Consider the following 26,309-nt stretch of genomic DNA (forward strand, 5'->3'; position numbering starts at 1 on the left):
CGCCCCAGACGAGGGCTGCCTGACGGCTCGCGGTGCCCGTTACGCGCCAGCTCCCGTGAGATCGTACTGGGCGACCGGCCCAGCAGCATCGCCAGCTGCCGGGCGCTGTCCCCGCGTGCCTTGCCCACCATGATCGCGCCTCGCTCTTCGGCGCTTAGATGGTTGTAGTGCTGACCCATGCATCACCTCCCAAAGGGCGTTGCACTTGATATTAGAGACCGCCGTTACTTTCTCTTGGGCAAGCAAGAGAAAGTAACCCGGGCCGCGGCAGCGGCACGGAAGCCCGCGGCAGGCGAGCCAGATCGCTGTATCGCGACAGCCAAGTACCGAGGCTCTGGATCCCGGCGTACGCCGGGATGACGAGCTAAAGAAGACAGAGGCGATTGCACACGGCAAGGCAAGGTTGACCCCTCACCCCAACCCTCTCCCCGCAGGGGAGAGGGAGAAAAGGCTAGGCGAACATATCCACCAAACCCACCGCCTTCACCACCGGCGCCGCGATAGAAACCAACTCACCGACACCTTCAGCCAATCCACCCGCCGACGAACCACCCGACGAAGCCGGCTGCCCCGAACCCTTCCCCGTATTCCCCTGCCCCACATGCGCCTGCCCCAGCGACAAACCGTGATGCGCCAGCATCGAGTCGAGCTGGCTCAGGGTCTGCTGCACCGCGTGCACCGCCTGCGGATGCTGGGCAATGAAGGCGACGTCCACATGGTCCTGCTTCACGCTCACCTTGACGTCGAGTTCACCGAGATCTTCCGGATGCAAACGGATGCGTGCCTCCTTCACGTCCTGGCCACCAAGCCACGTCACCTGCTGGCTCAGCTCCTGCCCAAACGAGGGCGAGCCCACGCTGGACTGCATGGTCAGCGCATGCGGCGCGGGTGTCGCGGCGACAGTGGAAGACTGCTGCGGTTGCGGCGACATCGCCTGGGCCGTGAGATTCTTCAGCGCCTCGAGCGAATCGCTGTGATCGCCCTGGTTCGGCGGCGTCGTCAACGCCTGCAAGGCGCTGGCGAAGGCATCGCCCTTCACGGCTTGCGCGGTGTCGTCAGGCGAGGTGTCGACCGCATCGTCGCCGTCATCGGAACCCATTCCCAACATGGAAAGGCTCTTGTCCTTGACGCCGTCCATGGCCTTGCTGAAATCGCCTGCGCCATCCGGCTTCGCCTGGCCGGCAGCCTGCGCGGCGCCAAGCAAAGCAAAGTTGGCCGAGGTCACGCCCGCCGTGCTGGCAGCCGTGACGGCGTCGGCGGCATCGTCGCCATCGGCAGCCGCAGGTACCGCGCTGGCAGCTGCGGAAGCCGGCACGCTCTGGCCCAGCAGGGCGAGCATGGCCGCCGTGGCGTCGGGAGTGGCGGAGGCCGACTTGTCGTCGTCCTTCTGATCCTTTGCATCCTTCGCGGCCGGCTGGCCGGAAGGCGCGGACTTCGATGCCGCGTGCCTGCCGTGCGTCGGCCGGGACGGTTCCGTCTGCTGCGCCAATTGCTGGTGGGCCTGCTGCAACGGCTTGCTGAACGTGTTGTTGGGATCGTTCGACGACGCATTCGTCGCGTCGTTGGCGGGCGCGTTCGTCGGCGGCGCCAGGTTCGCCACGGGGGCAATGGACGGCGTCATGGGTTGATCTCCTGGCATGCGTTCATGGGTGCGATCACGAGAAGCCCTTGGCCGGACGGCGGTACTGCATGCGCTCGTCGACTTCGGCTTGTTCGCGACGGTCCTCGCTCTTGCGTTCCTGCTCGCGGTAGCGGTCGATCACGCTGCCCAGCGCCTGTTCGCGGGCATGCGCTTCGCGCCACAGGTTGCGCACGCCGTCGAGCAGACGGCGCTGGCGCGCCACTTCATGGATCTGTTGCGCAATGACCTGGTCGATGCGTTCGACGAACTGGCGACGGTTGAGCAAGGCACTCACGCTCACGCCACCCGCCGCCTCGGCATATTCCGCGCGGTATTTCTGCAGTTCTTCCAGCTGTTGTTCGGCCTTGGCCAGCTTCTGCTGCTGCTCGGCCAGTCGTTGCATGGCCGCTTCCTGGCGGTCATGCGCCAGATCGGCGGCGGGTTGCAGTCGGTTTGCGCGAGACGTCACGGCGTACCTCCGGCAGTGAGCGTTTCAAGCCCGCTGATGGCGTCGTCGAGCGTGGTCGGTGCATCCACTTCCTGCTGCAGGAAGTCGCGCAGCTTCGGCCACATGGCGATGGCGTGATCCACCTGCGGATCGGAGCCCTTCTGGTAGGCGCCCACGGCAATCAGGTCGCGCTGCTGGCGATAGGCCGAATACACCTGGCGAAAACGCTGGGCGGAACGCAGGTGTTCGCGCTTGACCACGGCCGGCATCACGCGGCTGATCGATGCCTCGATATCGATGGCCGGATAATGACCGGCCTCGGCCAGGTCGCGCGACAGCACGATATGGCCGTCCAGAATGGCGCGCGACGCATCGGCGATGGGATCGTGGCGATAGTCGTCGCCCTCGGTCAGCACGGTATAGAACGCGGTGATGGAACCGCGCCCTTCGGCATCGTTGCCGGCGCGTTCCACCAGGGCGGGCAGCATGGCGAACACCGACGGCGGATAACCCTTGGTGGCCGGCGGTTCGCCGATGGCCAGTGCGATCTCGCGCTGCGCCTGGGCGTAGCGGGTGATCGAATCCATCAGCAACAGCACGCGCTGGCCGCGATCGCGGAACCATTCGGCGATCGCGGTGGCGTACTGCGCGCCGCGCAGGCGCTTCAGCGGCGGCGCATCGGCGGGCGCCGCGACGATCACGGCGCGGGCGCGACCTTCCGGACCCAGCGTGTGTTCCACGAATTCCTTCACTTCGCGGCCGCGCTCGCCGATCAGGCCCACCACCACCACGTCGGCGTCGGTGTAGCGCGTCATCATGCCGAGCAGGGTCGACTTGCCGACACCCGAGCCGGCGAACAGGCCCAGGCGCTGGCCGCGTCCCACGGTGAGCAGCGAATTGATCGCGCGAACGCCGGTGTCCAGTGGCGTGTCGATGGGCTTGCGCGCCATCGGGTTGATCGGTTCGTTCTTGAGCAGCGCGTGCTCGTCCGCGTCCAGCGGACCGAGGCCGTCGAGCGGCACGCCATCGGCACCGACTACGCGACCCAGCAAGGCCATGCCCACCGGCAAGCCGCTGGTGTGTGCGCACGGACGCACCCGCGCGTTCGGCAGCACGCCGTGCATTTCGGCGACCGGCATCAACAACAGCCGCTCGTCGGCGAAGCCGACCACTTCGGTATCCAGTTCGCTGCCATCGGCCGTGGTGACCAGGCAACGCGCACCCAGCGGTGCCTCGCAACCTTCCGCTTCCAGGGTGAGGCCGACCACACGGCGCAGGCGGCCTTCGACGGTGAGCGTGCGCGCGCCAAGGGCGCGCTGACGACGACGGGCCAGGCGCTCCTGCCACAGGGCGGCACGCGACAGGCTCGTCGGCGCGTTCATCCACGCACCTCGTCGGCGGCTTCATCCATCCCCTCGGCTTCGGCGCCGAGCACGGCATCCACCACCGCGGCGAGCCGTGTTTCGACACGGGCATCGAGCCGCGAGCGTTCGCTTTCCAGCAGGCAGTCGCCGCGCTGGAGACTGTTGTCGGGCAGCAACTGCCAGTGCGATTCCGCCATCTCCAGCGAACGCAGCAACGCGAGGTCGTCCGGGTGCAGGCGCACGCGCAGGTTGCCGCTCGCCGAAGGCAGCGCCAGCGCCGCCTGGCGCACGGCGTCCACCACCAGGTCGGGCGCGGTGCGCAGCTCATGCGCCAGCACCTGGCGCGCCACCGTCATGGCGAGGCGGGTCAGTTCCAGCTCCACCAGTTCGTCCATGCTGCGCAACGGGCGCGCGGCAGAGTCGAGCAAGGCGTCCAGCCGTTGCATGCGTTCCTGCAGCACTTCGCGCGCTTCGGCCATGCCCTGGGCATGGCCAGCTGCATAGCCTTCTTCGCGCGCCTGTTGTTCGATGTCCTCGAGATCGCGCAGCGTCGGCTGCAACACCGGCTCGGGCGTTGGTTCGGCTGCCACCGGATCGCCCACTTCGGGCGGTAGCCAGCGTTCGAAAGGCAGCAGCTTGTCTCGGGTCATCACGGCGCTCATGCGACCAGCTCGTCACCCGTGCCGGAGAGATTGATGGCACCGGAGTCGGCCAGCTTGCGCGCGATGCCGAGCACTTCTTTCTGTGCCGAATCGACTTCGCTGAGGCGAACGGGACCCGATACTTCCAGGTCGTCGCGCAACATGTCGGCGGCACGCTTGGACATGTTGGCGAAGATCTTCTCGCGCACGCCCGGTTCGGCGCCCTTCAGCGCGGTGACCAGGCGGGCTGTCGGCACTTCGCGCAGCAACGTCTGCATGCTGCGGTCGTCCAGGTCGCCGAGGTCTTCGAACACGAACATCAGTTCTTCGATGCGGCCGCTCAAGCCCGAGTCGTGGGTGCGGATGGCCGCCATCAGCTCGTTCTCGCGCGTGGTTTCCATCGCGTTGAGGATGTTGGCCGCCGCCTTGAGGCCGCCCACGCTGGCGGACTTGAGCTTCTTGGTGTTGCCGCCGGAGAACTGGCGCTCCATGATTTCGTCCAGCTCGTTCAAGGCGTGCGGCTGCACGCCGTCGAGCGTGGCAATGCGCATCACCGCGTCGCTGCGCACGCGCGGCGGCAGATAGCCGATCACTTCGGCCGCCTGGTCGGGTTCGAGGTGGGCCAGCACCAGCGCGATGATCTGCGGATGTTCCTGCCCGATCATCTCGGCGATGGCGCGGCTCTCCATCCACTTCAGCGATTCCAGGCCCTTGCTGCTGCGGCCGAGCAGGATGCGGTCGATCAGGCCGCCTGCCTTGTTCTCGCCCAGCGCGTTGACCAGGATCTTGCGGATGTATTCCTCGGTGCCCACGCCCAGCGAGGTGTGGCGCCCCATATCCTCGTTGAGGCGAGCGAGCACCATTTCCACTTGTTCGCGGGTGACGTTGGTGAGGCCGGCCATGGCCGAGCCGACGGCCTGCACGTCACGCGCGCTAAGGTGCTTGAGCACTTCGGCGGCGTCCTGCTCGCCCAGCGTGAGCAACAGGATGGCCGCGCGCTGCGCGCCGCCGATGGGAGTTTCTGCCTTCATGATTCGATCCGCCCGCTGATCGTGGTCGGTTGTGCCGCGCGTGACAGCGCGCGATGGCGCCGGGTGGCCAGCATGCACGTGCGACGCCGGCGTAGCGAGGAAGAGTTCGTTGCGAAGCTGCGATCAGGCGCCATCTTCGCCCACCCAACTCTTCACCACTTGCGCCACCTGCTTGGGGTTCTCGCCCACCATGCGGCGGGCGATGCCGATGCGCTGCTCGTACGCCAACTGCGGCGGCACGCCGAGCTTGAGCACGTCGTCGTCTTCCTTGTCATCGATGCGCACCGAGAGTGTTGGCGCGCTCAAGGCCGGCGTATCGGCCAACGCAAGTTCGCGGCTGGGCGACGGTCCGCGCGACAAACCGCGCAACAGCGGACGCAGCAGCCCGAACGCCACCAGCAACGCCACCAGGATGCCCGCCGCCTGCTTGATCAGGTCGAGCATGCCCGGACGCTCCCAGAACGGTTGTGCCGGAGCGGCCACGTCGGTTCCCGGGTCCTGGTGGAACGGTTGATTGATCACGCTGACGCTGTCGCCGCGCGCTTCGTTGTAACCCACCGCATTGCGTGCCAGCGTGGTGAGGTGTTCCAGTTCCTGCGGCGTGAACGGCACGCTCTTGGTGCCGCCCTTGTCGCCGGTCACGCTCTTGTTGTCGACCACCACCGCCACGGTGAGACGCGCAAGCCGCCCGGCCGGATCGCTGACGTGACTGATGGTGCGATCCAGTTCGTAGTTGCGCGTGGCGCTGCTGGTGTTCTCGCTCGGACCGCTGCTCTGCGCCGTCGCTGCTGTCTTGCCTGCACCCTTGGCCGCCGGCTTGGCTGCCGTAGGCTGCGCCACGGTGTTCGGCGGCTGGTTGCTCAGTGCGCCCGGGATCGATGCATCGTTCGCTTCGCCGGTGTGCTGTTCGCTGTTGGTCTGTTCGCTGCGCAACGCGGGATGTTCATGATCGAACGTCTCGGTGGCTTTCTCGGTCTCGCTGAAATCCAGATCCGCGTAGACCTGCGCGCGTACCTTGCCGGGGCCGACCAGCGGCGTCAGCAGTTCCTCGATGCGCTGCGCATAGGTGTTCTCGATGCGCGTGGCCAGACGCAGGCGCGTATCGCCGATGGCGCTGGCACTGCCCGCGTCGGTGGTGGTGAGCAGTTGTCCTGCCTGATCCACCACCGATACCTGCTTGGGATCGAGACTGGGCACGCTCGAAGCCACCAAGTGCACGATGGCTGCCACCTGGCTGGCATCGAGCTGGCGGCCCGGATACAGCGTGACGAGCACCGAGGCGCTCGCTTCCTTGTTGTCGCGAATGAACGCCGACGGCTTGGGCAACGCCAGATGCACGCGCGCGGCCCGCACCGATTGCAAGCCGGCAATGGTGCTGCCCAGATCGGTTTCCAGCATCTGCTGGTAGCGCGTGCGCTCGGCCAGATCGCTCATGCCGAACGGCGAATCGGCGGCGGGCGCCGCGCTGGTGGCCGCGCTGCCCTGCGGCAGGCCCTGCGCGGCCAGCTTGAGTCGGATCGCCGCCAGGTCGGAAGCCGGCACCATGATGGAATTGCCATCGGCACCCAGCGTATACGGCGTATTGGAGGCCTGCAGCGCCTGCGTGACGGCAGCGGCATCCTTCTGCTCGAGGCCCGCATAAAGCAGGCCGTAATTGGGGCCGCGCGACCACAGCACCACGGCAACGCCCAGGGCTACGGCCGCGGCGACGCCCACCAGCAACAACAACTGGCGTGTTGCCGGCGTGCGCGCGAGCTGCTTGAGATCCAGGCGAGAACCGGGTCTTTCGTCGGTGGTCGCGAGGGCGTTATCGGCCATGAAGGCTGCTCTTCTTTTTCAAAGAACCGGTCAGACCGGCATGTTCATGATGTTGTTGTACGCATCGACCAGCTTGTTGCGCACCTGGGTCAACGTGTTCAACGACAGGTCGGCCTTGTTGATGGCCACCATGGTGCGGCCGAGATCGGCGCCCTCGTCGCCTCGCTCGAAGCTCGCCGCCTGGTTGCCCGCATCCATCTGCGCATCGGCCACTGACGAAATCGACTGCTTGAGCAGGCTGGAGAAATCCGTCTGCCCCGGCGCCGCCGCCGTGAACGACTGCTCCGCCGGCTTGGTCTGAAGAGAGAGCTGGCGCATCTGCGACAGCAGGTTGTTGACGTCGATCTGACTCATGACGGAATTCCAACGCGTAAAGAGTTATCGAAGGTGTTACTGCACAACCTGTGCCATGCGTGAAGAGACGAGTGAAGAGAGGTGAGAAGTGAGCGTTGGCAGCGATATTTCGCTGCACGCTCGCTGCTCACTTCTCTCAACTCGGTCCTGCACTTAGGCCTGCAGACTGGGGTGCAGCCCGTACTTGCGCAGCTTCTCCACCAGCGTCGTGCGCTGCATGCGCAGCAGCTTCGCCGCGTGGGCGACCACGCCGCCGGTGACGTCAAGCGCTTGACGGATCAGACCCACTTCGATGTCGGCCAGGTGATCCTTCAGGTCCAGACCGCCTTCGGGCAGCATCACCAGCGAGTCGGCCGCGACCATCGCCATCGGCTCGGACAACACGGTGGAATGACCGGTCATCAGCGACAGCAGCGCCGCGCCACGCACTTCTTCCACGATCTGCTGGCCGCGGTATTTCTCCGGCAGGTCGCTCACGCGCACTTCGCTGTGCGGATAGAGAATCGAAAGACGCTCGACCAGGTTGTAGAGCTCACGCACGTTGCCCGGCCACGCATAGTTGTGCAGCGCATGCATGGCACCGGCGCTGAAGCGCACGCCGCCCAGGCCGCGACGCGACAGGCGCTGGTTGAACTCGGCCACCAGCTCCGGCAGATCGTCCAGGTGCTCGCGCAGCGCCGGCATCTCCAGCGGGAACACGCTGAGGCGGTAATAGAGGTCTTCACGGAACTGGCCATCGGCGATGGCCGCTTCGAGGTTGCGGTGCGTGGCGGCGATGATGCGCACATCGCAGCGCTGCGTGCGATTGCTGCCGACGCGCTCGAACACGCGCTCCTGCAGCACGCGCAACAGCTTCACCTGCATCGGCAGGCTCATGTCGCCGATTTCGTCGAGGAACAGCGTGCCGCCCTCGGCCAGTTCGAAGCGGCCCTTGCGGGTGCTGATGGCGCCGGTGAACGCGCCCTTCTCATGACCGAACAGTTCGCTTTCCAGCAACTCGGCCGGAATGGCGCCGCAGTTGATGGCCACGAACGGCTTGTCGCGACGCGAAGAGCAGTCGTGGATGCTGCGCGCAACCATTTCCTTGCCGGTACCCGACTCACCGAGCACGAGCACGCTGGAATCGAACGGCGCTACCTGGCGAACCAGGGCGTTCACGCGACCCATCGGGCCTGAACTGCCCACCAGCTTCAGCTCCGGGCGGCGCTGCGCCTGGGCTTGCGCCTGCGGTCCGCGCAGCGTCTCGGACAATTGATCGTAGCGCAGCGGAAATTCGATGATGCCGATGCGGCTGGTGGCAGCGGCGCTGTCGTTGCCCAGGCGCGGAAGCCATTGCGAATCGGCGGCCATCAGCACCATCGCCTGGTTGGAGGCCGTGCCCAGCTGCGCGAACTGGCGCTCGGCTTCGGCTTCATCCCACACATGACCCACATAGACGGCGCGCCATGCATGCGTCGCCTCTTCCACGATTTCACACTCTTCGCCGCGCTGCGGGCGATAGCCCAGAAACTCCAGCGCCGAAACGACCGACTCCGCCCTGCGGTGATCGGATTCGATCACCAGTACGTCGAACTTGCCCATGTGATGTTCTCGTGCGTGCTGCTTCATTGGTGACCCCCTGGATTGCACCTGCTCGCGTGACGTCAATCCGTCGCCGTCCACGGAGGTGAATGAGCAAGAAGAAGGCCAGCCAAACACGATTTTCTGACACGACGCTGGCGCGCACGCCTGCCTGCGAGCGTCACCTCATGTAAACGTTGCCAATATGGCCGGCAGCGATACGCCACAGATCGCTGAAATCGCTCAAAAAAAATCCCGAGACGAAATGCTCGGGAAGGTGACCCTGTACGACACCCTTTCGAGATGTGCGTCAAAGAACTTTCGTGCCGGGTTTCCGTAACGTGATATCGATCACATAAGGTCTGTGACCCCAGTCCGCGCGCTACGAGGGGGTCGAACGGCGCTCTGCCACTTTACGTCGATGATGGCGGAACACGAGTCGCTCAATCGCGTCACATGTCGCCTCGTCCGCAATTTCGAACGAAACAAAAACGTGATCTGTGTCACGCTCTTCCATGCGATGAGCCGTGAGTTCCAGCGGCAGTGCCAGGCATCCGTCGAAATGCAGTCGCAGCAACGCATGCTCCTGCCCCACCGGCCACAACGACACCGGCAATAACGCACCGAGCGCGTTGAAGCTGACATGCACGCGCGGCGGAAGCTGGGTATCGCGCTGGAGCAACTGGTCCAGCATGGCCATCAGCACGTTGAGCTTGCTGTCCAGGCGCTGCATGTCCTGGCCGAGCGGGCTTTCCTCGTCCGCCGCCTCACTGCGCCGTTCGTTGAATACGGCCAGCGTGCCAAGCACGCTGAGATTGCGATCGCGCATGGCGGCGCGCTGCAGTTCGCCCAAGCCATCGGGCAAGGCGACGCAACTGGCGTGAAGGCCGTCGTCGTAGGTGACTCGCTCGGAGAAGTCCTGCCAGGAAGCGTCTTGCATGATTCCCTCGTTGCTCGGGGCCACACCCGTCATGGCCGTGCGGGATTATGCGCGCTCGCGGCCTGGCGGCAGCGGGATCAGTCGAAGCCGGCGTGAAGATAGGCGCTGAGTGCGCGATGCCGGTGCTTGTGCAGGCCCAGGTCCTCGCCCAGGCGGTCGCGCTGCTGGCCGGCCAGTGCGCGCACTTCTTCGGTATGCGCCAGCAGCGACTGGAGCACGGGCAGTGCTGCTTGCTCGGTTACCGACAGTGAGGACAGTTGCTGGCTGCGCTCGGTTTCCAGCGATGCCACGGCATCCCAGTCGCCGCTGCGGGCGGCCGCCAGCATGCGCTCGCTCAATTCCAGCAATTCGTTGTGAGGGGTGCCGGCCATGTTCATGCCGCCGCGTTCGGTTGATGGCTGGCCGCATTGCCCTGCGTCGCCAGGAACTGGGTGCGGATCTGGCGCCAGGCGTCGCGCACCGGCGTGAGCAGGTCCACGATTTCATCGATGGCGCGCTCGTCGTTGTTCAGCTGCGCGTGCAGCAGCCGGCGGCTCACGTAGTCGTAAAGCGCATCGAGACGGCCGGCCAACGGTCCACCTTGCGCGTGATCCAGGCTGCCGCGCAGTTCGCTGATGATGGCGTGCGCACGGCTGAAGTGCGTGCCCTTGGCCGGCACATCGCCGCGACGGATCGCGCCGCGTGCCTGGTTGATGCGATCGATCACGCCGTCGAACAGCATGGTGGTCAGTTGATGACGGTCGGCGCCTTCCACACTGCCGCGCGCGCTGGTTTCCTGGTAGAGCGCGCTGGCGTTGCGCATATAGCCGTAGGTCATGGTCGCTTCCCCGGGTTCAGTTCTTGGAGCCGGAATCGTTCAGCTGCGCAAGCGCCGTGGTCAGATAGGTGCTGGTGTTGTTGAGCGAGGACATCAGCGTATCGAGCGCGGTGTACTGCTGCTGCAACTGCGTCTGGTAGGTCGCCATGCGGTTGTCCAGCGCGGTCTGCTGCGTGCCCAGCTGGGTCAACGTATCGTTGAGGCTGCCGATGCGCGAGCTGATGATCCCGCCGCTCTGCGTATACGTATTGATCGTGTTGTTGAGCGTCGTGCCGTACCCGTTGGGTCCGGTGAACAGGTCCTTCACCGCCGACGGATTGCTCTGGAAGGCCGCCGCCAGCTTGTCGGTGTCCAGGCTCATGGTGCCGTCGGCATTGCGCGTGATGCCGACATTGGCCAGCGTACCGATGCTGTTGCCCTTGACCGAATTGCTCAATACGGAGGCGATCTGGCTCTGCACCGAGGTGAGCGTGTTGTCGCCCAGCAGCACGCCGGGCGGGTTGGCGCCGGTGGTATCGAAGCTCGACAGCGACGCCACGGTTTTCGCGTAGCTGGTGTACGCGTCGACCAATCCCTGGATCGCATTGGTGGCGGCGGTGTTGTCCTGCGCCACGGTCAGCGTGTTGGTGCCGGTGCCGGTGAGGTTGAGCGTCACACCGTCCATCATGCCGCTGACGGAGTTGGTGGGACTGGTGACCGCGATGCCGTCCAGGGTGAGCTTGGCGTCCTGCGCCTCGGTGCTGCCCGGCGTGTTGAGCGTATTGGCGAGACTGGTGAGTCCGCTGCTGCTGGTGGCGTTCGCGCTGACGGTGAAAGCGTTGGCCACGCCCGTCTTGCTCGAGCTCAGCATCAGCTGCTGGCCGTTCGTGCCGTTGACGATGGTGGCCGTCACACCCGGATTGGTCGAGGAATTGTTGATCGCCGTGGCGATGCTCGACAGCGTATCGGTGGCCGACACGGCCAGGTTCATGGTGGTCGAACCCACCGTGATGTTCAACGTGCCGGCGCCCACGGGCGTGCCCGACGTCACCGGGCTGCTGGCACGCTTCTGCGCCGTCGCCAGCTGGCTCACGGCGATGGTGTAGGTACCGGGATGGGCACTCGACATCGTCGTCGCGGTGCCGATGCTGCTACTGCTGCCCTGCGCGGTCAGCGTCGCGTTGTAGCTGCTGAACGTGCTGGCCGCGCTGAGCGTCGCCAGCGCGGTCTGGATGCCGCCCAGCGCAGAATTCAACGACGTCAGGCCGTTGAGCAGGCTGTTGGTCTGATTGGTGCGCGTGGTGATCTGCTGCTGCGATGCCGCCTTGCGATCGTTCACCAGTGCCGTGACGATCGAATTGACGTCCAAGCCCGAACCGATGCCTGCGGCGCTCAGCGTGCCGCTGCCGCCGGATGAACCGCTCGACGGGGTCGAGCCACCGGAGCCGGTGGTGGCCGCCGTAAGTGAATTGAGCAGTGAACTGAGGCTGTTACCGCCGGTGCTGCTGGTCGTGGTCATCGCACTACCTTGTCCGTTTCTCGACGTGGTTCCGCCGTAGCGGAAATGTTCGAGCCCCCGGCAAAACCTTCACGCATGAAGGCTTTGCCGGAAGCTCCCGAAACACCGGGCGGGCTGCGAGGGGCAACCCGCCTGGTGGTAGATCCGGCCGCGGTGGATGCGACTCGGGAGGAGTCGCATCCGGGCCTGCGTCCGTTACTGCAACAGCTTGAGAACCTGCTGCGGGTTGGAGTTGGCCTGGGCCAGCACCGAGATACCCGCCTGCTGAAGCACCTGCGCCTTGCTGAGGTTGGCCGTCTCGGCCGCGAAATCCGCGTCCTGGATGGTCGACTGCGAAGCCTGCAGGTTGGTGGTCTGAGCGGCCACCGTGGAGATGGTCGACTGGAAGCGGTTCTGCACCGCACCCAGCTGGGCAGCGAAATCGCTGACCGTCTTCAGGGCGACGTCGACGCGGGAGATCAGGTCGTTGGCCGAATCCACCGTACCCACGCTACCCGTGGCGAGCGAGCCACCGGTCGCGGCCGAGGTGCCCTGGGTGTAGGTCGCACCGGCGTTCACGTCCGTAGCGGACGCGCCGACGATCTGACCCTTGGTGTCGCCAACCGTCAGCGCACCGGCGGAGTAGAAGTTGATGCCGTTGCCGGCACCGTTCACTGCCGCGCTGACGCCGGTGATACCGGCGGCATTGATGGCGTCGGACACGTCCTGCAGGCTCTTGGCGCTGCTCAGGTCGATGGCCGTGCCATTGATGGTCAGGCCTTCCTTCGACAGATCGCCCGTGGCGGCCACGACGCCCGTGGAGGCACCGGTGCCGGCAGCGGCGGTCGTAGCCGGCAGGCCGAGCGTGGTGGCAGCTGCGCCGCTGAAGTTCAGGGCGGCGGTGCCACCGTTGTTGATCTTCAGTTCGCCCGTGGTGCTGTCGACCGAGGCCACCGTGCTGCCTGCAGCCGTGTTGATGGCGGCAGCCAGGTCACCGGCGCTGTGGTAGGTGCCAGCAGCAACGGCCACGTTGGTGGTGCCACCGTCGGTGGAGACGTTCAGCGCGCCGGCGGCGAGCGTGAAACCCTTGAACGCATTGCTGATGTCGCCCGAGGCCACTTCGGCCACCTGGCCCATGGCGCTCGACTTCACGCTGGTGCCCAGGCTCACCGAGATGGTCTGGCCGACGTCGGCACCGATCTGGAAGCTCTTCGTCTTCATCGAGCCGTCCAGCACGTTCGAACCGTTGAACGTGGTCTGGTTGGCGATACGGGTGATTTCAGCCAGGCGCTGCTGCACTTCCTGGTCGATCGAGGCGCGGTCACCATCGGTGTAGGTACCGTTGGCCGACTGCACCGCGAGGTCGCGGATCGCCTGCAGGTTGGCGGTGACCTGGTCCAGGGCCGAACCGGCGGTCTGCGCCAGGTTGATGGCGTCCGACGCGTTGGCGCTGGCCTGGCCGAGGCCGCCGATCTGCGTGGTGTAGCGCTGCGAGATGGCGAAGCCGGCGGCGTTGTCGGCGGCGCTGTTGATCTTCAGACCCGAGGACAGACGCTGCGTGGCGGTGGACAGCGCGCTCTGCGACTTGGTCAGGTTGTTCTGCGCGTTCAGCGACGAGATGTTGGTATTGATAACGAGAGACATGGATTTCTCCTACGTAACCGGTGACCGGTTGAATTGGCTGTATGCGTGCCGGCGATCAGGTTCCGCATGGGATGCCATCCGCCTCAGTGAACTTTTCGGCCCGTCCTGCGATTACTTGAGCCGTGTTCGATGCCAATTCGTGATGGAGCGCACTGGATCGGGCCTTTTTTGCCCTCCTGCTGTCCCATCAACCACTCAACGCTGCGTAGCCCTCCTCTCGTTCTTGCGATGCATGTCTTGCGCGCAGCTTGCTGCGATTACTTCAGATAGTTGAACAGGCTCATCGACTTCACCTGCGCAAACATCTGCTGCGATGCCTGCAGCGCGGTCTGCTGCAGCGACAGATTGCTGATCGCGGTATAGGCATCCGCGCCCTGCACATCCGACAGTGCGGTCTGGTAGGTGACGTTGAGATCCTGATAGGCGCCCTGCTGCTGTTGCAGCGTGTCCAGGCGTCCACCGATGGAAACCTGCACCGAGCTGATCGCCGACTGCGTCTGGTCGATCGATTCGATCTGGCGGCTCATCACGTTGGTGAGCTGCGTATCGGTGGTGCTGCCGCTCTGCAGCGCGTTGATCATGTTGGTGAGCGTGCTGAAGATGTCCTGTTGGCCGCCCGACGTCACCGACACCGTGTCGCCGGCCGCAGGCGTGCCGCTCATCGCCATGGTCATGCCGTTGAAGCTGATCGAACCGCCATCGGTATAGGTGCCGGTAACGGGATTGCCGCTGCTGTCGAGCACGGCGTTGCCGTTGGCATCGGTTGCCGACCAGCTGCCGCCGGCACCAAAGGTAATCGTGTAGCCACCGCCGCTGCCGCTCGCGGCGCTATTCCACGCATTGAGATCGGTGACACTGTTGCTGCCCACCACCAGCGTACCGGTGTTGGCGCTGCCTGCACTGGCCTCGAACGTGCCATTGCCCATTGGAATGCTCATGAACAGGCCCGAGCCCGGATCGCTGCTGGCCACCTGCAGACCCGCACCCACCGCCGAGCGCTGCTGCTCGTCGTTGCCGCCGTAACTCACCACGCCATTGGCGTCCATCTGGAACGGCGTCTTGGTGGTGCTGGTGCCTGCGAACAACGCGTTGCCGTTGCTGTCGGTGGTATTGGCCAGTTGCAGGAGCTGGTCGCGCATCTGGCTAAGCTGGCTGGCGATGCTGTTGCGATCGCTCGCCGACAAGGTGCCGTTGACCGCCTGCAAGGCCAGCGTGCGTGCATTGTCGAGCACGCTGTTGACCGAGCCGAGCGTGCTCGCTTCCGTGTTCAGTCGCGTGTTCGCCGTATCGATGGTGCTCGAATACTGCGTATTCGCGGCGATCACGTGGTTGAGGCTGACCACCTGGCCGGCGCCGGCCGGGTCGTCGGACGCCACGTTGATGCGATTGCCGGTATCGACCTGGTTCTGGGTCGCCGACAGCGCGCTCTGCTGGCTGAGCATGGTGCTGAGCGATTGCTGATACATCCAGCTCGTTGAAAGGCGCATGGACGGTTATCCCTGGATCGCGGTGAGCAAGCTGCTGAAGATGGTTTGCGCGGTGGAAATCACCTGCGCGGAGGCCTGGTAGGCCTGCTGGTACTTGACCATGTTGGCGGCCTCTTCATCGAGGTTCACGCCCGACACGCTTTGCTGCGCGGACATGGCCTGGTTGTAAAGGCTGGTCTGCGTGGTGAAGTTGCTCGCTGCCTGGCTGCCCACCGTACCGATGCTGGTCGTGAGCGTGCCGTACGCATCGATCACCGACTGCGTGCCGCCGGCCAGTACGCCCTTGTCCGCCAGGCCAGCCAGCGCCAACGCGTTGCTGGTGTCGTTGAGGCCATTGGTGTTCGCGCCGATGCTGAAGCTGTCGCTGGCCTTCGGCGTACCCGACGGCGTCACGCTCCAGCCATTGGCGCTGATGGTCTGCCCCGGCGCATAGCTGCCGCTGGCGAGCACGTTGCCCGAGCCGTCGGTCACCTGGTAGCTGCCGGCCGTCGGAAAACTGACGGTGGCACCGCTCAACAAGGCGGCATTGGTGGGATCGGTCACCGTCACCGAACCGATGGCGCCATCGCCCGTATTGGCCTTGGCCGCCGTCGCGTTCAACGCCGCTGCAGCGGCAATGCCGTTGGGATCGGTCATGGTGACCGCGAGGCCGGTGGATGCATCGCGCGTCGGCCGCAACTGGAAGGTATCGCCCGCCTGCGCCGTGCCGGACAGCGTCAGCGTCATGCCATCGGCGGAATACGTGCCGTCCGGATTCGCGGTCATCGGCACGTTCTGGCCGGACGTGGTCGCCATGCTCCAGTTGCTGCCGTCGTAGCTGAGCACATAGTCCGAACCGGTGAGCTGCGACACGTCGCTGATGCTCGCCGAGACGCTGGCCGTGCCCTTGTTGAGGTTGCTCGGCAGCACGGTCGGCGACGGCACGCTGAACATCGGCCCGCCCAGCTTGCCGTATTGATCCAGACCCTTGGACTGCTGCGTGTTCACGCTGGTGGACAAGGCCACGGCCGCCTCGCCCAGTTGGTTCTGCACGGTGTCGAGCACATTGCCGCGGTAATCGAGCAGCGCGCCCAGCGAGCCGCCGCTCAACTTGCTGCTGACCACCGTGCCGGTGCTGTCGAGCACTTCGGTGCGCGAGGCGTCGTACTGGTTGTTGCCGGTCTTGAGCGCAAACGACTTGTCGCCGCTGACCAGCGCCGCGCCGCTCGAGGTGTACACGCTGACCGTGCCGTCGCTCTGCGTATAGGCGGACACGCCCAGATAGCCCGACAGCGTCTGCACCAGGTTGTCGCGCTGGTCGAGCAGATCGTTGGGAACATTGTTGCCTGCCGCATGAATCTGCGCATTCACACTGGCGAGATTGGCCGACACGTTGTTGATGCTGTCGACCGTGGTGGAAATCTGCGAATTCACCTGGGTCTGCTGCGCCGCGAGCTGCTGGCCCAACGTATTGAACACCGTGACCGCCTGGCTCGCGCTGCCCAGCAGCGACTGCCGGCTCGATGCCACGCCCGGCGTATTGGCCACCGTGCTGAAGGCGCCATAGAAATCGTCCAGCGCACTCTGCAGGTTGCCGCTGGCCGAGAGCGAGCTGTTGAGCGTCGTGGCCAGGCTGTTGTACGTGGTGGCGCGTTGCAGGTTCGAGTTGGACGACCACAGCGCCGAGGTGAGGAAGTCGCTATAGGCGCGTTGCACCGCCTGCACATTCACGCCGCTGCCGATGGTGTAGTTGCCCCCGGCCTGCGAAATGGCCTCGGTCTGCAGCACCGTCTGACGGCTGTAGCCCGTCGTGTTGACGTTGCTGATGTTGTTGCCCACGGTGGTCAACGCCACCTGTGCGGCGTTCAGCCCTGAGGTACCAATGCTGAGGAGGTTAGACATGTGTCATTCCGGGGCAATCACTGGGAGGGGTTCGGCGCGACGCCGACTTTCTTGAGGGCGCCTTGCCCGATGGCGTCGAGTGCGTCACGCATCTGGGGGCTGTTGGCAATCGCCACGATTTTTTGCGCATACGACGGATCGGTCGCGTAACCGCCGTTGACCAGTCCGCGCGCGAAACCCACCACGTCTTCGCCATGGTTGAGCGCCCTGGCGTAACGCGGGTTCTCGGCAATCAGCTGGGCGTAGTCGTCGAACGACTGGCCGGGGTTGTCGTAGGAACGGAACTGCGCGCGGCGATGTACCGCCACGCCACCTTCGAATTCCAGCGTGGGCACGCTGACCTTTTCGCCGCCCCAGCTCTGGCCGGCCTTCATGCCGAACAGGTTGTTGCTGGTATTGCCGTTTGAATGCGCCGGCATGTGCTGGCCCCACTGGGTTTCCAGCGCGGCCTGCGCCAGCACGGCACGGACCGACACGCCAAGCTTCTCGGCAGCTTTTTGCGCATACGGCGCCAGCTGGCGCACGAAATCTTCCGCATCGGCCGGCATCAGCTTGAGCACTTTCTCGCCCACCTGCCGCGCCGAGCCCGCGATGTCGCTGAGGCGCTTCTGCCAGCTGTCGTCCAGACCCGCCGCACCGGCTGTCTTGCTGCCGTTGGCGTCGCCGGTCGTGCCATCCGACTTGCCGCCCAGCTGGCGCACCAGCATCTGCGCGATGCCGATGCCGTTGCCACCTTGCGACAGCTGCACCGACAGCTGCTGGTCGAACATGTCGCGCCACTGGTTGCCGGCATCGCTGTCGAACAAGCCATCGCCGCTGCTCGCGTCGCGCATCGACTTCAACATCATCTGGGTGAAGATCGACTCGAACTGCTTGGCCACCGCCGGCAGCGCCGCCTTGGCGTCGCTCTGCGCGCTCTGGCGCAGCGCGGCGAACCCGGACAGATCGGTCCAGGTATTGAGACTGCTGGCGGCATCTCCCGAGATCGCCATCAGATCACCACCAGCTCCGCATGCAGCGCGCCGGCCTGCTTGAGCGCCTGCAGGATGGAAATCAGATCGCTGGGCGAGGCGCCCACCTGGTTCACCGCACGCACGATGGTGTCGAGGTTGGTGCCCGGACCGAACTTGAACATGTGGCCACCGTCTTCGCTGACCTGCACGTCGCTTTGCGGTACCACCACCGTCTGCCCACCCTTGCTGAAGGGCGCCGGTTGCGATACCTGCGGATTCTCGGAGATGGTCACCTGGATCGAGCCGTGCGCCACCGCCGCGGGCGTCACGCGCACATCCGATCCGATCACCACCGTGCCGGTACGCGAATTGACCACCACGCGCGCGGGCGCATCGCCCGGCGTGACGTCGATGGCCTGGATCGCTCCCAGCCATGCCACGCGCTGCGACGCATCGACCGGTCCGCGCACGCTGACCGAACCGCCATCGACGGCGCTCGCCGTGCCCACGCCGTAGGTACGGTTCACCGCTTCGGCAATGCGCGTGGCGGTGATGAAGTCGGCCGTATTGAGATTCAACATCAGGTCGCCGCCGTTGGAGAACGTCGACGCCACCGCGCGCTCGACCGTGGCGCCATTGGGAACGCGACCGCTCGCCGAGATATTCACCTGCACGCTGGAACCGCTCTTGCCCTGCGCACTGATGCCGCCGACCACCACACTGCCCTGCGCCATCGCATAGACGTTGCCATCCGCGCCGCGCAACGGCGTCATCAACAGTTCGCCGCCGCGGATGCTCTTGGCGTTGCCGATCGAAGCCACCGTGATGTCGATCACCTGGCCCGGCTTGGCGAACGGCGGCAATTGCGCCGTCACCGTCACGGCCGCGGCGTTCTTCAACTGCGGGCGCACGTTGGCCGGCACCGTGATGCCGAACTGCACCAGCATGTTTTCCAGGCTTTGCGTGGTGAACGGCGCCTGCGTGGTCTGGTCGCCGCTGCCATCGAGGCCGACGACCAGGCCGTAACCGATCAACTGGTTGCTGCGGACACCGCCCACCTGGACGAGATCGCGGATCTTGTCCGCGTGCAGCGGCGGGTTCACCGAGAAGACCGCGCACACCACGATGGCCGCGGAACTGAGCGCGGACAGCACGCGTTCGCGAAGACGGATGAGCTTTGCGCGCGACGGGAGACGGATGTTCATCAGAACGGCATCCACTTGGAACTGAAGAAGCGCGACAGCCAGCCCTGCGTATTCGCATCGGCCAACGCGCCCTTGCCGGTGTAGCCGATCTGCGCGTCGGCCACGCGCGTCGACGGCACGCTGTTGTCCTGCAGGATGTCCTGCGGGCGCACGATGCCGGCAATGCGGATGCGCTCCTGGCCCTGGTTGATGGTGACCATCTTCTCGCCGCGCACCAGCAGGTTGCCGTTGGACAGGCGCTGCGCCACGGTCACCGTGATCGAGCCGGAAAGCTGGTTGCTCTGGCTGCTGTCGCCGCTGCCGTCGAACGCGCGGTCGCCGCTGAGCGTGGTGTCGGCGGTCTGGCCGGCCACTTTCAGCGTGTGGCCGAGAATGCTCGGCGCAGCGATATTGGTGGTGTCCTTCTTGCTGGTGCTGGTGCTGGCCTTCTTCGAGGCCTGCGTGCTTTCCACCAGCGAGATGGTGAGGATGTCGCCCACGCGATGCGCACGCGCATCGTTGAACAACTCCATGCCCTGCTCGGCGTGGTAGATCGAACCGTCGGTCGGCGGCGGCGCCACTTGCTCGGCCGGCATGGTGGCCGCCCACTGGTGGTCGTCGCGCGACTGCGGCATGACGCAGCCCGCCAGCGCGGCCAAGACCAGCGCAACGCCAATTCGAGGAAGGGAACGGAAGCACGACATGGCAGTTCTCACATCTTGTCGGTCAGGTCTTGCAGCATCTGGTCGGTGCTGCTGATCGCCTTGGAATTCATTTCGTAGGTGCGCTGCGTTTCGATCATGTTGACCATCTCGGCCACCACGTTGACGTTGGACGATTCCAGCGAACCCTGCAGCAGCGAACCCATGCCGTTGAGCGCGGGCTGTCCCGTCTGCGGCGCGCCGCTGGAGGCGGTTTCCACATAGAGGTTCTGGCCCTGCGGCTGCAGGCCGGCGGGGTTGATGAAGTCGGCCAGCTGCAGCGTGCCCAGCGTCTGCGGCGCGGCGGACGAAGTGGTGGTGGCGGACACGGTGCCATCCGAACCGATGGTGATGTTCTGCCAACCCGGCGGCACGGTGATGGCCGGCTCCAGCGGATAGCCGTCCGCCGTCACCAACTGACCGTTGGGATCGGTATGCAGCGAACCGTCGCGCGTATACGCCACGGTGCCGTCGGGCATGCTCACCTGCAGGAAGCCGCGCCCCTGGATGGCCACATCCATCGAGCCGCCGGTCTGGGTCAGGTTGCCTTCGGTGAACAGCTTCTCGTTGCCCACCACTTTCACGCCGGTACCGAGCATCAGGCCCGACGGATTGAGCGTCTGCTCGGTGGTCTGCGAACCGGGCTGGCCCTTGTTCTGGTACATCAGGTCCTGGAACGCCGCACGCGAACTCTTGAACGCGGTGGTGTTGGCGTTGGCCAGGTTGTTGGAGATCACGTCCATGCGCGTCTGCTGCGCGTCCAGGCCGGTCTTGGCAATCCACAGGGAAGAAAACATCGGTTACTCCGTGTATGTCGGCGTGCTTAGTTGGACTGCAGCAGCTTGATGCTGGAATCGGCGTTGTCCTCGGAGGTCTTGATGGACTTCACCTGCATGTCGTACTGGCGCGAAAGCGCGATCATCTTCACCAGCTCCGCCGACGGATTGACGTTGCTGCCTTCGAGCTCGCCTGAAGCGATGGTCACGTTCTCGTCGGCGCCGGCGGTGCTGCCGTCGCTCATGTGCATCAGGCCGTCGCCGCCCTGGGTCATCTGCGCCACATCGGGATTGACCAGCTTGATCCGGTCGATCTGCGACACCGAGTTCGGTCCCTGTCCCTGCGGCACCGTGGAAATGGTGCCGTCGGAACCCACGCTGATGTCCGTGGCCGGTGGAATGGAGATGGGCCCGGAACTGCCCAGCACCGGATTGCCGCGCGAGTCGGTCAGCCCACCATCGGCGGTGAGCTGCAGATCGCCGGCTCGCGTATAGCCTTCCGAACCGTCCGGCGCCTGCACGGCGATGAAGCCGGCACCGCGCACCGAGATATCCAGCGAACGCCCGGTATTCACCGGCGAGCCCTGCGCGCTGCTCTGGCCGATGCCATGCGCCACCGCGTTGATGCGCGCCGGCGTGCCGTCGCCGAGCACCGGCACGCTCTGGAACGCGGAAAGCTGGCTCTTGAAGCCGACCGTGGATGCGTTGGCCAGATTGTGGCTCACCGCATCCTGGGCGCGCATGATCTGCGTCGCCCCGGTCATCGCTACGTAGACGGAACGGTCCATGGCGTTCTATTAACGCGACACGGCGTTGAACAACGACGACGCCAGCGTGTTGTCGGTCGACAACACCTGCGCATTCGCCTGGTAATTGCGCTGCGCCTGGATCATGTCCACCAGCTGCGCCGTCGTGTCGGCCGTGTTGGAGCTTTCCAGCTGGCCGGACTCGATGGTGCCGAACTCGCCCGAGCTTGCCGTACCCATCGTGGCCGGGCCGGAATCGGTGCTCGCCACCCAGGTGGTGTTGCCGAGCTGGCGCAGGCCCTGCACGTTGGCGAAGTTGGCGATCGCCACCTGGCCGATCTGCGTGCTCTGGTTGTTCGAATAGGTCGCGGTGATCACGCCCTTTTCGTCGATGTCGATACCCGACAAGGTGCCCGCTTCGAAGCCGTTCTGGATGATCGGAGCGGCCGAATAGTCCGTGCCGAACTGGGTGATATTGGTCACGTTGAGCGACAGTGTCAGCGGCGAGGAGCCATTGCCGAGATTGACCGCGTTGAACGGCAGCGTGCCGCTGGTGGGCGTGGTCAGCTTGCCGGTGCTGTCGAACGTCATCGGCTGCGTGCCGGCGCTCTGGCCGTCCACGTAGAGGTTGGCATTCCAGGTATTGGTGCCGGTCTTCACGTAGTAGATCGTGGCCTGGTGCGAACCGCCCTGGGAGTCGTACACGGTGACCGGTGCGGCGTTGTTGTAGCTGGTCGAATCGGTGGTGCTGAACGCGTTGGCCGGCACGGTGGCGCTGGCCGGCAGGTTCGACGACAAGGTGATCGACGAAGTGGCCGTGGCGCTGCTCTGCGCGGTCTGCCAGCTGAAGTCGGTCAGCGTGCTCATGTCGAAGCCGCCGTTGCCGTTGGGCGGATAGATCTGCAGGCGCGAACCGTCCGGCGAGGTGATGAAGCCGTTGGAATTCTTCTCGAAGTCGCCGGCGCGGGTGTACTGCACGCCGCTGCCGTTGTTCACCGCGAAGAAGCCGTTGCCGTTGATGGCCAGGTCCAGGCTGTTGCCGGTGGTCTGCAGGTCGCCCTGGTTGAACTGCTGGGCCACCTCCTGCAGGGTGACGCCGCTACCCACCGCGGTGGCATTGAGATTGAGACCGGTCACCGCGAAGATGTCCGCGAACTCCGCACGCGAACCCTTGAAGCCGGTGGTGTTGGCGTTGGCGATGTTGTTGGCGATGACGTTGAGATCGGACTGGGCAGCGTTGATGCCGCTGAGCGCCGTGTTGAGTGCCATGTTCGGTTCCTCGTGATGAGAAGACGCCTAGGGCGTCAGAGAATCTGTGCCACCTGGCTGAGCGGCACGCCGCCCACGCCCGATACCTGCAGGTACGTGCCCACCGAGCTGCCGCCGAAGCCCACGCCCGTCACCGTGCCCTGCAGGTAGGTGTCGAGCGAAGCACTGCCTGCGGCCGCCTTGACCGTGTACGTGCCTGCCGCAACGGCGTTGCCGTTGTCGTCCTTGCCGTCCCAGCTGAATTGCGCCAGGCCCGCGTTCTGCGAGCCCAGCGGAAGACTGCGGATGACGTTGCCGCTGCTGTCGAGCACCTGCACGGTCACGCTGGAGGCAGCCGTCACATTGACCGCGCCCTTGACCGCGTCGCTGCCGTCGTAACTCGCGGAGCTGCCGGGCACCAACACCTGGCGATTGACCAGGTTCGCCGAGCTGAGAACCTGCGAGGTCTGCATGTTCGAGGTCACATTGCTGCTCATCGACTGCAGGTCGGTATCGAGCTGCTGCGTTGCCGAGAGCTGGCTGAACTGCGCCATCTGCGAAACGAACTGCGAGTTGTCGACCGGGTTGGTGGGATCCTGCGCCTGCAGCTGGGCCGTCATCAGCTTGAGGAAATCGGCCTGCGTCATCGTGCTCGACAACGCCGAATTGACGTTCGGCGTGCTGCTAGTACCGGTGTTGTTGGTCGTGCTGGGAACCGTGGACATGGGATTTCCTTAGGACTTACTTGCCGAGGTCGAGTGTCTTGAGCATCAGCTGCTTGGTGGTGTTCATCGCCTCGACGTTGTTCTGGTACGAACGCGACGCCGTGATCATGTTCACCAGCTCATCGATCGGATTGACGTTGCTGCCGTAGACATAGCCGGTGTCGTCCGCCATCGGATTGCCCGGCTCGTAACGTGCCTGCACGTCGGCTTCGCTTTCGGTCACGCCCTTCACCTGCACGCCCACCGCGCTGTCGGCATCGGCACTCTTCGCGCCACCCATCGCGCGCTGCACCGCGGAGAACAACGGCTCCTTCGCGCGATACGCACCTTCCGGCGTGCTCGACACGCTGTCGGCGTTGGCGAGGTTGGACGCCACCGTGTTGAGCCGCAGCGACTGCGCCGCCATGCCCGAACCGGAGACATCGAAAATCTTGAACATGGACATCAGCTCTGACCTCCGGTGATGGCCGTGCGCAGCATGTGGATCTGCGCGGTGATAAAGGAGAGGCTGGCCTGGTAGTGCACGCCGTTGGCGGCGAAATTCGCCTGCTCCACCTGCGTATCCACCGTATTGCCATCCATCGACGGCTGCGTCGGCACGCGATACGCCAGCTGCTGCGCGGCCTTGGCCTGCGGATCGATCTGACCCGGCTGCGTGATCGTCATTGCCAGCGTGTTGCCGTTGGCACTGGCCAGCGCCTTCTTGAAATCGACATCGCGCGCGAGATAACCCGGGGTATCCGCATTCGCCAGATTGCTCGCCAACACTTCGCTGCGGCGCTGCCAGGTATCAAGCGCCTGCGTGTGCAAACCGAACAGGTTGTCGTTGATCGAACTCATCGCTCACTCCTGCGGCGGAGGCCGCGGGTGGGTTTGAGCAATTTGCGTGCCATGGTTCAGCTGATGGCTCGGAGGGCGCGTGGCTGTTGGCTTTGCGCGTCCTGGCGACTTGCGTCCGGCGTGGATTTTCGGAGGGCCGTCGGAATTTCGACGCAGGTGGCAGCGGGTTACCGACGCGGGCTGGGATTTCCATATCGCTTGGTTGCATCGTTCCCGCGACCGGGCCGCTTACGCAGCGGGCGTTTCGATCGGCTGCCGCCGCTCGAGTCACTTTTCTTTGCTGGCCCAAAAGAAAAGTAACCCAAAGAAATGGCCTTTAAAGCTGGCAGCATCGTGTTGAATCCAAGCGCGAACGCTCGAGGCGCGTCCCGCCGGATCTCCATGGGAGGCTACCCCAGGGGTACTTCCAAGCGCTGCGCAACGCGCCCGACTCGCTGAGGACTTAAAGCGGAGGCCCGCTTCGCATCGCCCTTGGCTTGTCTTCGCGATACACCCCACTTCTCCCTCGCCCCGCCGGGGAGAGGGCCGGAGTGAGGGGCGGGTGCTCGCGGGAACCTGTGTGCTTTCTGTGGGAGCGCGCTTGTGCGCGACAGCCACGCTGGGATGTACCGCTCCGTCGGCTTGTCGCGCACAAGTGCGCTCCCACAGTAGCCCTGCAGCTCTCGCTCTTAGCTCCGGCTCTTGGCTCTCAGGGGTCCCCGTATGACGCGGCGGGTGGGTGGAGGATCAGCCCGCAGGGTGGCCCGCATGGATGCGGGCCAGTTTTTCGCCAGGGCAGGATGCCCTGTCGAAAAACCCCGGAGCCCACCCGCGCACCTGGAGGGCGCAGCCCGGAAGGCGCGTCATCCGGGGGGCCCTTCTCTTTGGTTACTTTCTCTTGGGCAAGCAAGAGAAAGTGACCCGGGCCGCGGCAGCGGCACGGAAGCCCGCGGCAGGCGAGCCAGGTCGCGGCAAAGCGACAACCAAGTACCGGGGCTCTGGATCCCGGCCTGCGCCGGGATGACGAGCTAGGGAACGCTCCCGCGAGCACCCGCCCCTCACCCCAACCCTCTCCCCGGCGGGGAGAGAGAGCAAGAGCGGCGCACCATCAAAGCCTCAAAACTCCTCAAACCTCTCCGGCATCAACTCCAACACCGTCTGCGCCAACAGATCCGGCTGAAACTTCGCCACGAAGCGATCCGCATTCACCTCGCGCACCATCGCCTCATTGAAGATGCCGCTGATCGAACTATGCAAAACCACCTTCAACGACCGCAGCGACGCCGTCTCGCGAATCGCACGGGTCAACGCGTAGCCGTCCATGCGCGGCATCTCGATATCCGACACCACCAGCGTCACGCTTTCCTCGCCCGGCGCATCGGCCAAAGCCTCCAGGCGCTCCAGCGCCTCCCGTCCGTCCTGGGCGATCACGCATTCCACATCCATCTGGCGGAACAGATTCACCAACTGATTGCGGGCGACCAGCGAATCGTCCACCACCATCACGCGACGGGGCTGCAGGTCGTGCACGCGGGCGATGCGCTGCATGGGCGCGGACAACTCCGCCGTGGTCGTGTTGAGCGTAGCCAGCACGTGCTCCACATCGACCACCGCCACCAGCGCACCGTCCACGCGCGTCACCGCGTTCACGCGGCTGCCGAAGCCCAGCGCGGCAGAGGGAGCGGCCAGCGATTCGCCTTCGCAATGAACCAGCCGCTGCGGCTCGGCCACCAGGAAGCCCTGCACGCTGCGATTGAACTCGGTGACCATCAGGTGCGCCGAAGCCACGTCGCGCAGCGATGGATAGCCCAGTGCCACCGCCAGGTCGATCACCGGAATGGTGGTGCCACGGTAATCGCAGCTGCCCGCCACCAGCGGATGCGCGTCGGGCATGCGCTCCATCGGCGGGCGACGCATCACTTCGCGCACCTTGAATACGTTGATGCCGAACAGCTGCTCGTCGCCCATGCGGAACAACAGCATGGCCACCCGGTTGTGGCCCGCCAGCCGGGTTTGCTGTTCCACCTTGTCCATCCACGCACTCATGCGTCTTCCTCGTCGCGGCACGGCCGCT

The 26,309-nt window shown here is 65.1% G+C and carries 26 protein-coding genes; all 26 read right to left on the reverse strand.

Annotation, left to right across the window (positions count from 1 at the left end; genetic code table 11):
• Positions 1-179, reverse strand: a 179-nt coding sequence (locus ISP20_RS14720) for a helix-turn-helix domain-containing protein (protein WP_204637355.1), incomplete at its 3' end; no start/stop codon positions are given.
• A 272-nt stretch (positions 180-451) separates the two neighbouring features.
• The gene (locus ISP20_RS14725; RefSeq protein ID WP_204636879.1) at positions 452-1,621 is read right to left on the reverse strand and encodes a flagellar hook-length control protein FliK; all 1,170 of its coding nucleotides are present in this window, start codon (positions 1,619-1,621) and stop codon (positions 452-454) included.
• A gap of 34 nt (positions 1,622-1,655) precedes the next feature.
• Positions 1,656-2,090 carry a flagellar export protein FliJ gene (gene fliJ / locus ISP20_RS14730; RefSeq protein WP_204636880.1) on the reverse strand — a complete coding sequence of 145 codons (435 nt, stop codon included), beginning with the start codon at positions 2,088-2,090 and terminating at the stop codon, positions 1,656-1,658.
• Complete coding sequence (gene fliI, locus ISP20_RS14735; RefSeq protein ID WP_204636881.1) at positions 2,087-3,451, reverse strand: flagellar protein export ATPase FliI; 1,365 nt, start codon at positions 3,449-3,451, stop codon at positions 2,087-2,089. Before fliI ends, fliJ begins: the two co-directional genes overlap by 4 nt.
• Positions 3,448-4,083: a flagellar assembly protein FliH gene (locus tag ISP20_RS14740; RefSeq protein WP_239535928.1), complete on the reverse strand. Its 636-nt coding sequence runs from the start codon at positions 4,081-4,083 to the stop codon at positions 3,448-3,450. Before ISP20_RS14740 ends, fliI begins: the two co-directional genes overlap by 4 nt.
• An 8-nt stretch (positions 4,084-4,091) precedes the next feature.
• Positions 4,092-5,087 carry a flagellar motor switch protein FliG gene (gene fliG, locus ISP20_RS14745; protein WP_204637356.1) on the reverse strand — a complete coding sequence of 332 codons (996 nt, stop codon included), beginning with the start codon at positions 5,085-5,087 and terminating at the stop codon, positions 4,092-4,094.
• A 141-nt stretch (positions 5,088-5,228) separates the two neighbouring features.
• Positions 5,229-6,923 (reverse strand): flagellar basal-body MS-ring/collar protein FliF, encoded by a 1,695-nt coding sequence (gene fliF, locus ISP20_RS14750; protein WP_204636883.1) that lies wholly within the window; start codon positions 6,921-6,923, stop codon positions 5,229-5,231.
• A 30-nt stretch (positions 6,924-6,953) separates the two neighbouring features.
• Positions 6,954-7,277, reverse strand: coding sequence for a flagellar hook-basal body complex protein FliE (gene fliE, locus ISP20_RS14755; protein ID WP_204636884.1), 324 nt, complete (start codon positions 7,275-7,277; stop codon positions 6,954-6,956).
• Positions 7,278-7,430: 153 nt separating this feature from the next.
• Complete coding sequence (locus ISP20_RS14760) at positions 7,431-8,858, reverse strand: sigma-54 dependent transcriptional regulator (protein ID WP_204636885.1); 1,428 nt, start codon at positions 8,856-8,858, stop codon at positions 7,431-7,433.
• Between the two features lie 361 nt (positions 8,859-9,219).
• On the reverse strand, positions 9,220-9,777 hold the full coding sequence (locus ISP20_RS14765; RefSeq protein ID WP_204636886.1) for a PilZ domain-containing protein: 558 nt from the start codon (positions 9,775-9,777) through the stop codon (positions 9,220-9,222).
• Positions 9,778-9,854: 77 nt separating this feature from the next.
• On the reverse strand, positions 9,855-10,148 hold the full coding sequence (locus ISP20_RS14770) for a flagellar protein FliT (RefSeq protein ID WP_204636887.1): 294 nt from the start codon (positions 10,146-10,148) through the stop codon (positions 9,855-9,857).
• A 2-nt stretch (positions 10,149-10,150) separates the two neighbouring features.
• Positions 10,151-10,594 (reverse strand): flagellar export chaperone FliS, encoded by a 444-nt coding sequence (gene fliS, locus ISP20_RS14775; RefSeq protein ID WP_204636888.1) that lies wholly within the window; start codon positions 10,592-10,594, stop codon positions 10,151-10,153.
• Positions 10,595-10,610: 16 nt separating this feature from the next.
• Positions 10,611-12,092 carry a flagellar filament capping protein FliD gene (fliD, locus tag ISP20_RS14780; RefSeq protein WP_204636889.1) on the reverse strand — a complete coding sequence of 494 codons (1,482 nt, stop codon included), beginning with the start codon at positions 12,090-12,092 and terminating at the stop codon, positions 10,611-10,613.
• Between the two features lie 195 nt (positions 12,093-12,287).
• A complete protein-coding gene (locus ISP20_RS21745; RefSeq protein WP_204636890.1) occupies positions 12,288-13,715 on the reverse strand; it encodes a flagellin N-terminal helical domain-containing protein in 1,428 nt (475 codons plus the stop codon).
• A 257-nt stretch (positions 13,716-13,972) separates the two neighbouring features.
• Entirely contained in the window at positions 13,973-15,202 is a 1,230-nt protein-coding gene (flgL, locus tag ISP20_RS14790) for a flagellar hook-associated protein FlgL (protein ID WP_204636891.1), read from the reverse strand.
• A 6-nt stretch (positions 15,203-15,208) separates the two neighbouring features.
• Complete coding sequence (gene flgK, locus ISP20_RS14795; protein WP_204636892.1) at positions 15,209-17,083, reverse strand: flagellar hook-associated protein FlgK; 1,875 nt, start codon at positions 17,081-17,083, stop codon at positions 15,209-15,211.
• Positions 17,084-17,100: 17 nt separating this feature from the next.
• On the reverse strand, positions 17,101-18,075 hold the full coding sequence (gene flgJ / locus ISP20_RS14800; protein ID WP_204636893.1) for a flagellar assembly peptidoglycan hydrolase FlgJ: 975 nt from the start codon (positions 18,073-18,075) through the stop codon (positions 17,101-17,103).
• Complete coding sequence (locus tag ISP20_RS14805) at positions 18,075-19,241, reverse strand: flagellar basal body P-ring protein FlgI (RefSeq protein ID WP_239535932.1); 1,167 nt, start codon at positions 19,239-19,241, stop codon at positions 18,075-18,077. Before ISP20_RS14805 ends, flgJ begins: the two co-directional genes overlap by 1 nt.
• Positions 19,241-19,924, reverse strand: a complete 684-nt coding sequence (gene flgH / locus ISP20_RS14810; RefSeq protein WP_204636894.1) for a flagellar basal body L-ring protein FlgH — start codon at positions 19,922-19,924, stop codon at positions 19,241-19,243. Before flgH ends, ISP20_RS14805 begins: the two co-directional genes overlap by 1 nt.
• Positions 19,925-19,932: 8 nt before the next feature.
• The gene (gene flgG / locus ISP20_RS14815; protein ID WP_204636895.1) at positions 19,933-20,718 is read right to left on the reverse strand and encodes a flagellar basal-body rod protein FlgG; all 786 of its coding nucleotides are present in this window, start codon (positions 20,716-20,718) and stop codon (positions 19,933-19,935) included.
• Positions 20,719-20,744: 26 nt separating this feature from the next.
• Complete coding sequence (gene flgF / locus ISP20_RS14820; RefSeq protein ID WP_204636896.1) at positions 20,745-21,485, reverse strand: flagellar basal-body rod protein FlgF; 741 nt, start codon at positions 21,483-21,485, stop codon at positions 20,745-20,747.
• A 9-nt stretch (positions 21,486-21,494) separates the two neighbouring features.
• Complete coding sequence (gene flgE / locus ISP20_RS14825) at positions 21,495-22,712, reverse strand: flagellar hook protein FlgE (protein ID WP_204636897.1); 1,218 nt, start codon at positions 22,710-22,712, stop codon at positions 21,495-21,497.
• Positions 22,713-22,747: 35 nt separating this feature from the next.
• On the reverse strand, positions 22,748-23,416 hold the full coding sequence (locus ISP20_RS14830) for a flagellar hook assembly protein FlgD (RefSeq protein ID WP_204636898.1): 669 nt from the start codon (positions 23,414-23,416) through the stop codon (positions 22,748-22,750).
• Between the two features lie 16 nt (positions 23,417-23,432).
• The gene (flgC, locus tag ISP20_RS14835; protein WP_204636899.1) at positions 23,433-23,861 is read right to left on the reverse strand and encodes a flagellar basal body rod protein FlgC; all 429 of its coding nucleotides are present in this window, start codon (positions 23,859-23,861) and stop codon (positions 23,433-23,435) included.
• Positions 23,861-24,256 (reverse strand): flagellar basal body rod protein FlgB, encoded by a 396-nt coding sequence (gene flgB / locus ISP20_RS14840; protein WP_204636900.1) that lies wholly within the window; start codon positions 24,254-24,256, stop codon positions 23,861-23,863. Before flgB ends, flgC begins: the two co-directional genes overlap by 1 nt.
• Positions 24,257-25,351: 1,095 nt before the next feature.
• Positions 25,352-26,281, reverse strand: a complete 930-nt coding sequence (locus ISP20_RS14845; protein ID WP_204636901.1) for a chemotaxis protein — start codon at positions 26,279-26,281, stop codon at positions 25,352-25,354.
• Positions 26,282-26,309 lie beyond the last annotated feature (28 nt).

This window comes from Dyella kyungheensis (assembly GCF_016905005.1).
Lineage (GTDB): Bacteria > Pseudomonadota > Gammaproteobacteria > Xanthomonadales > Rhodanobacteraceae > Dyella > Dyella kyungheensis.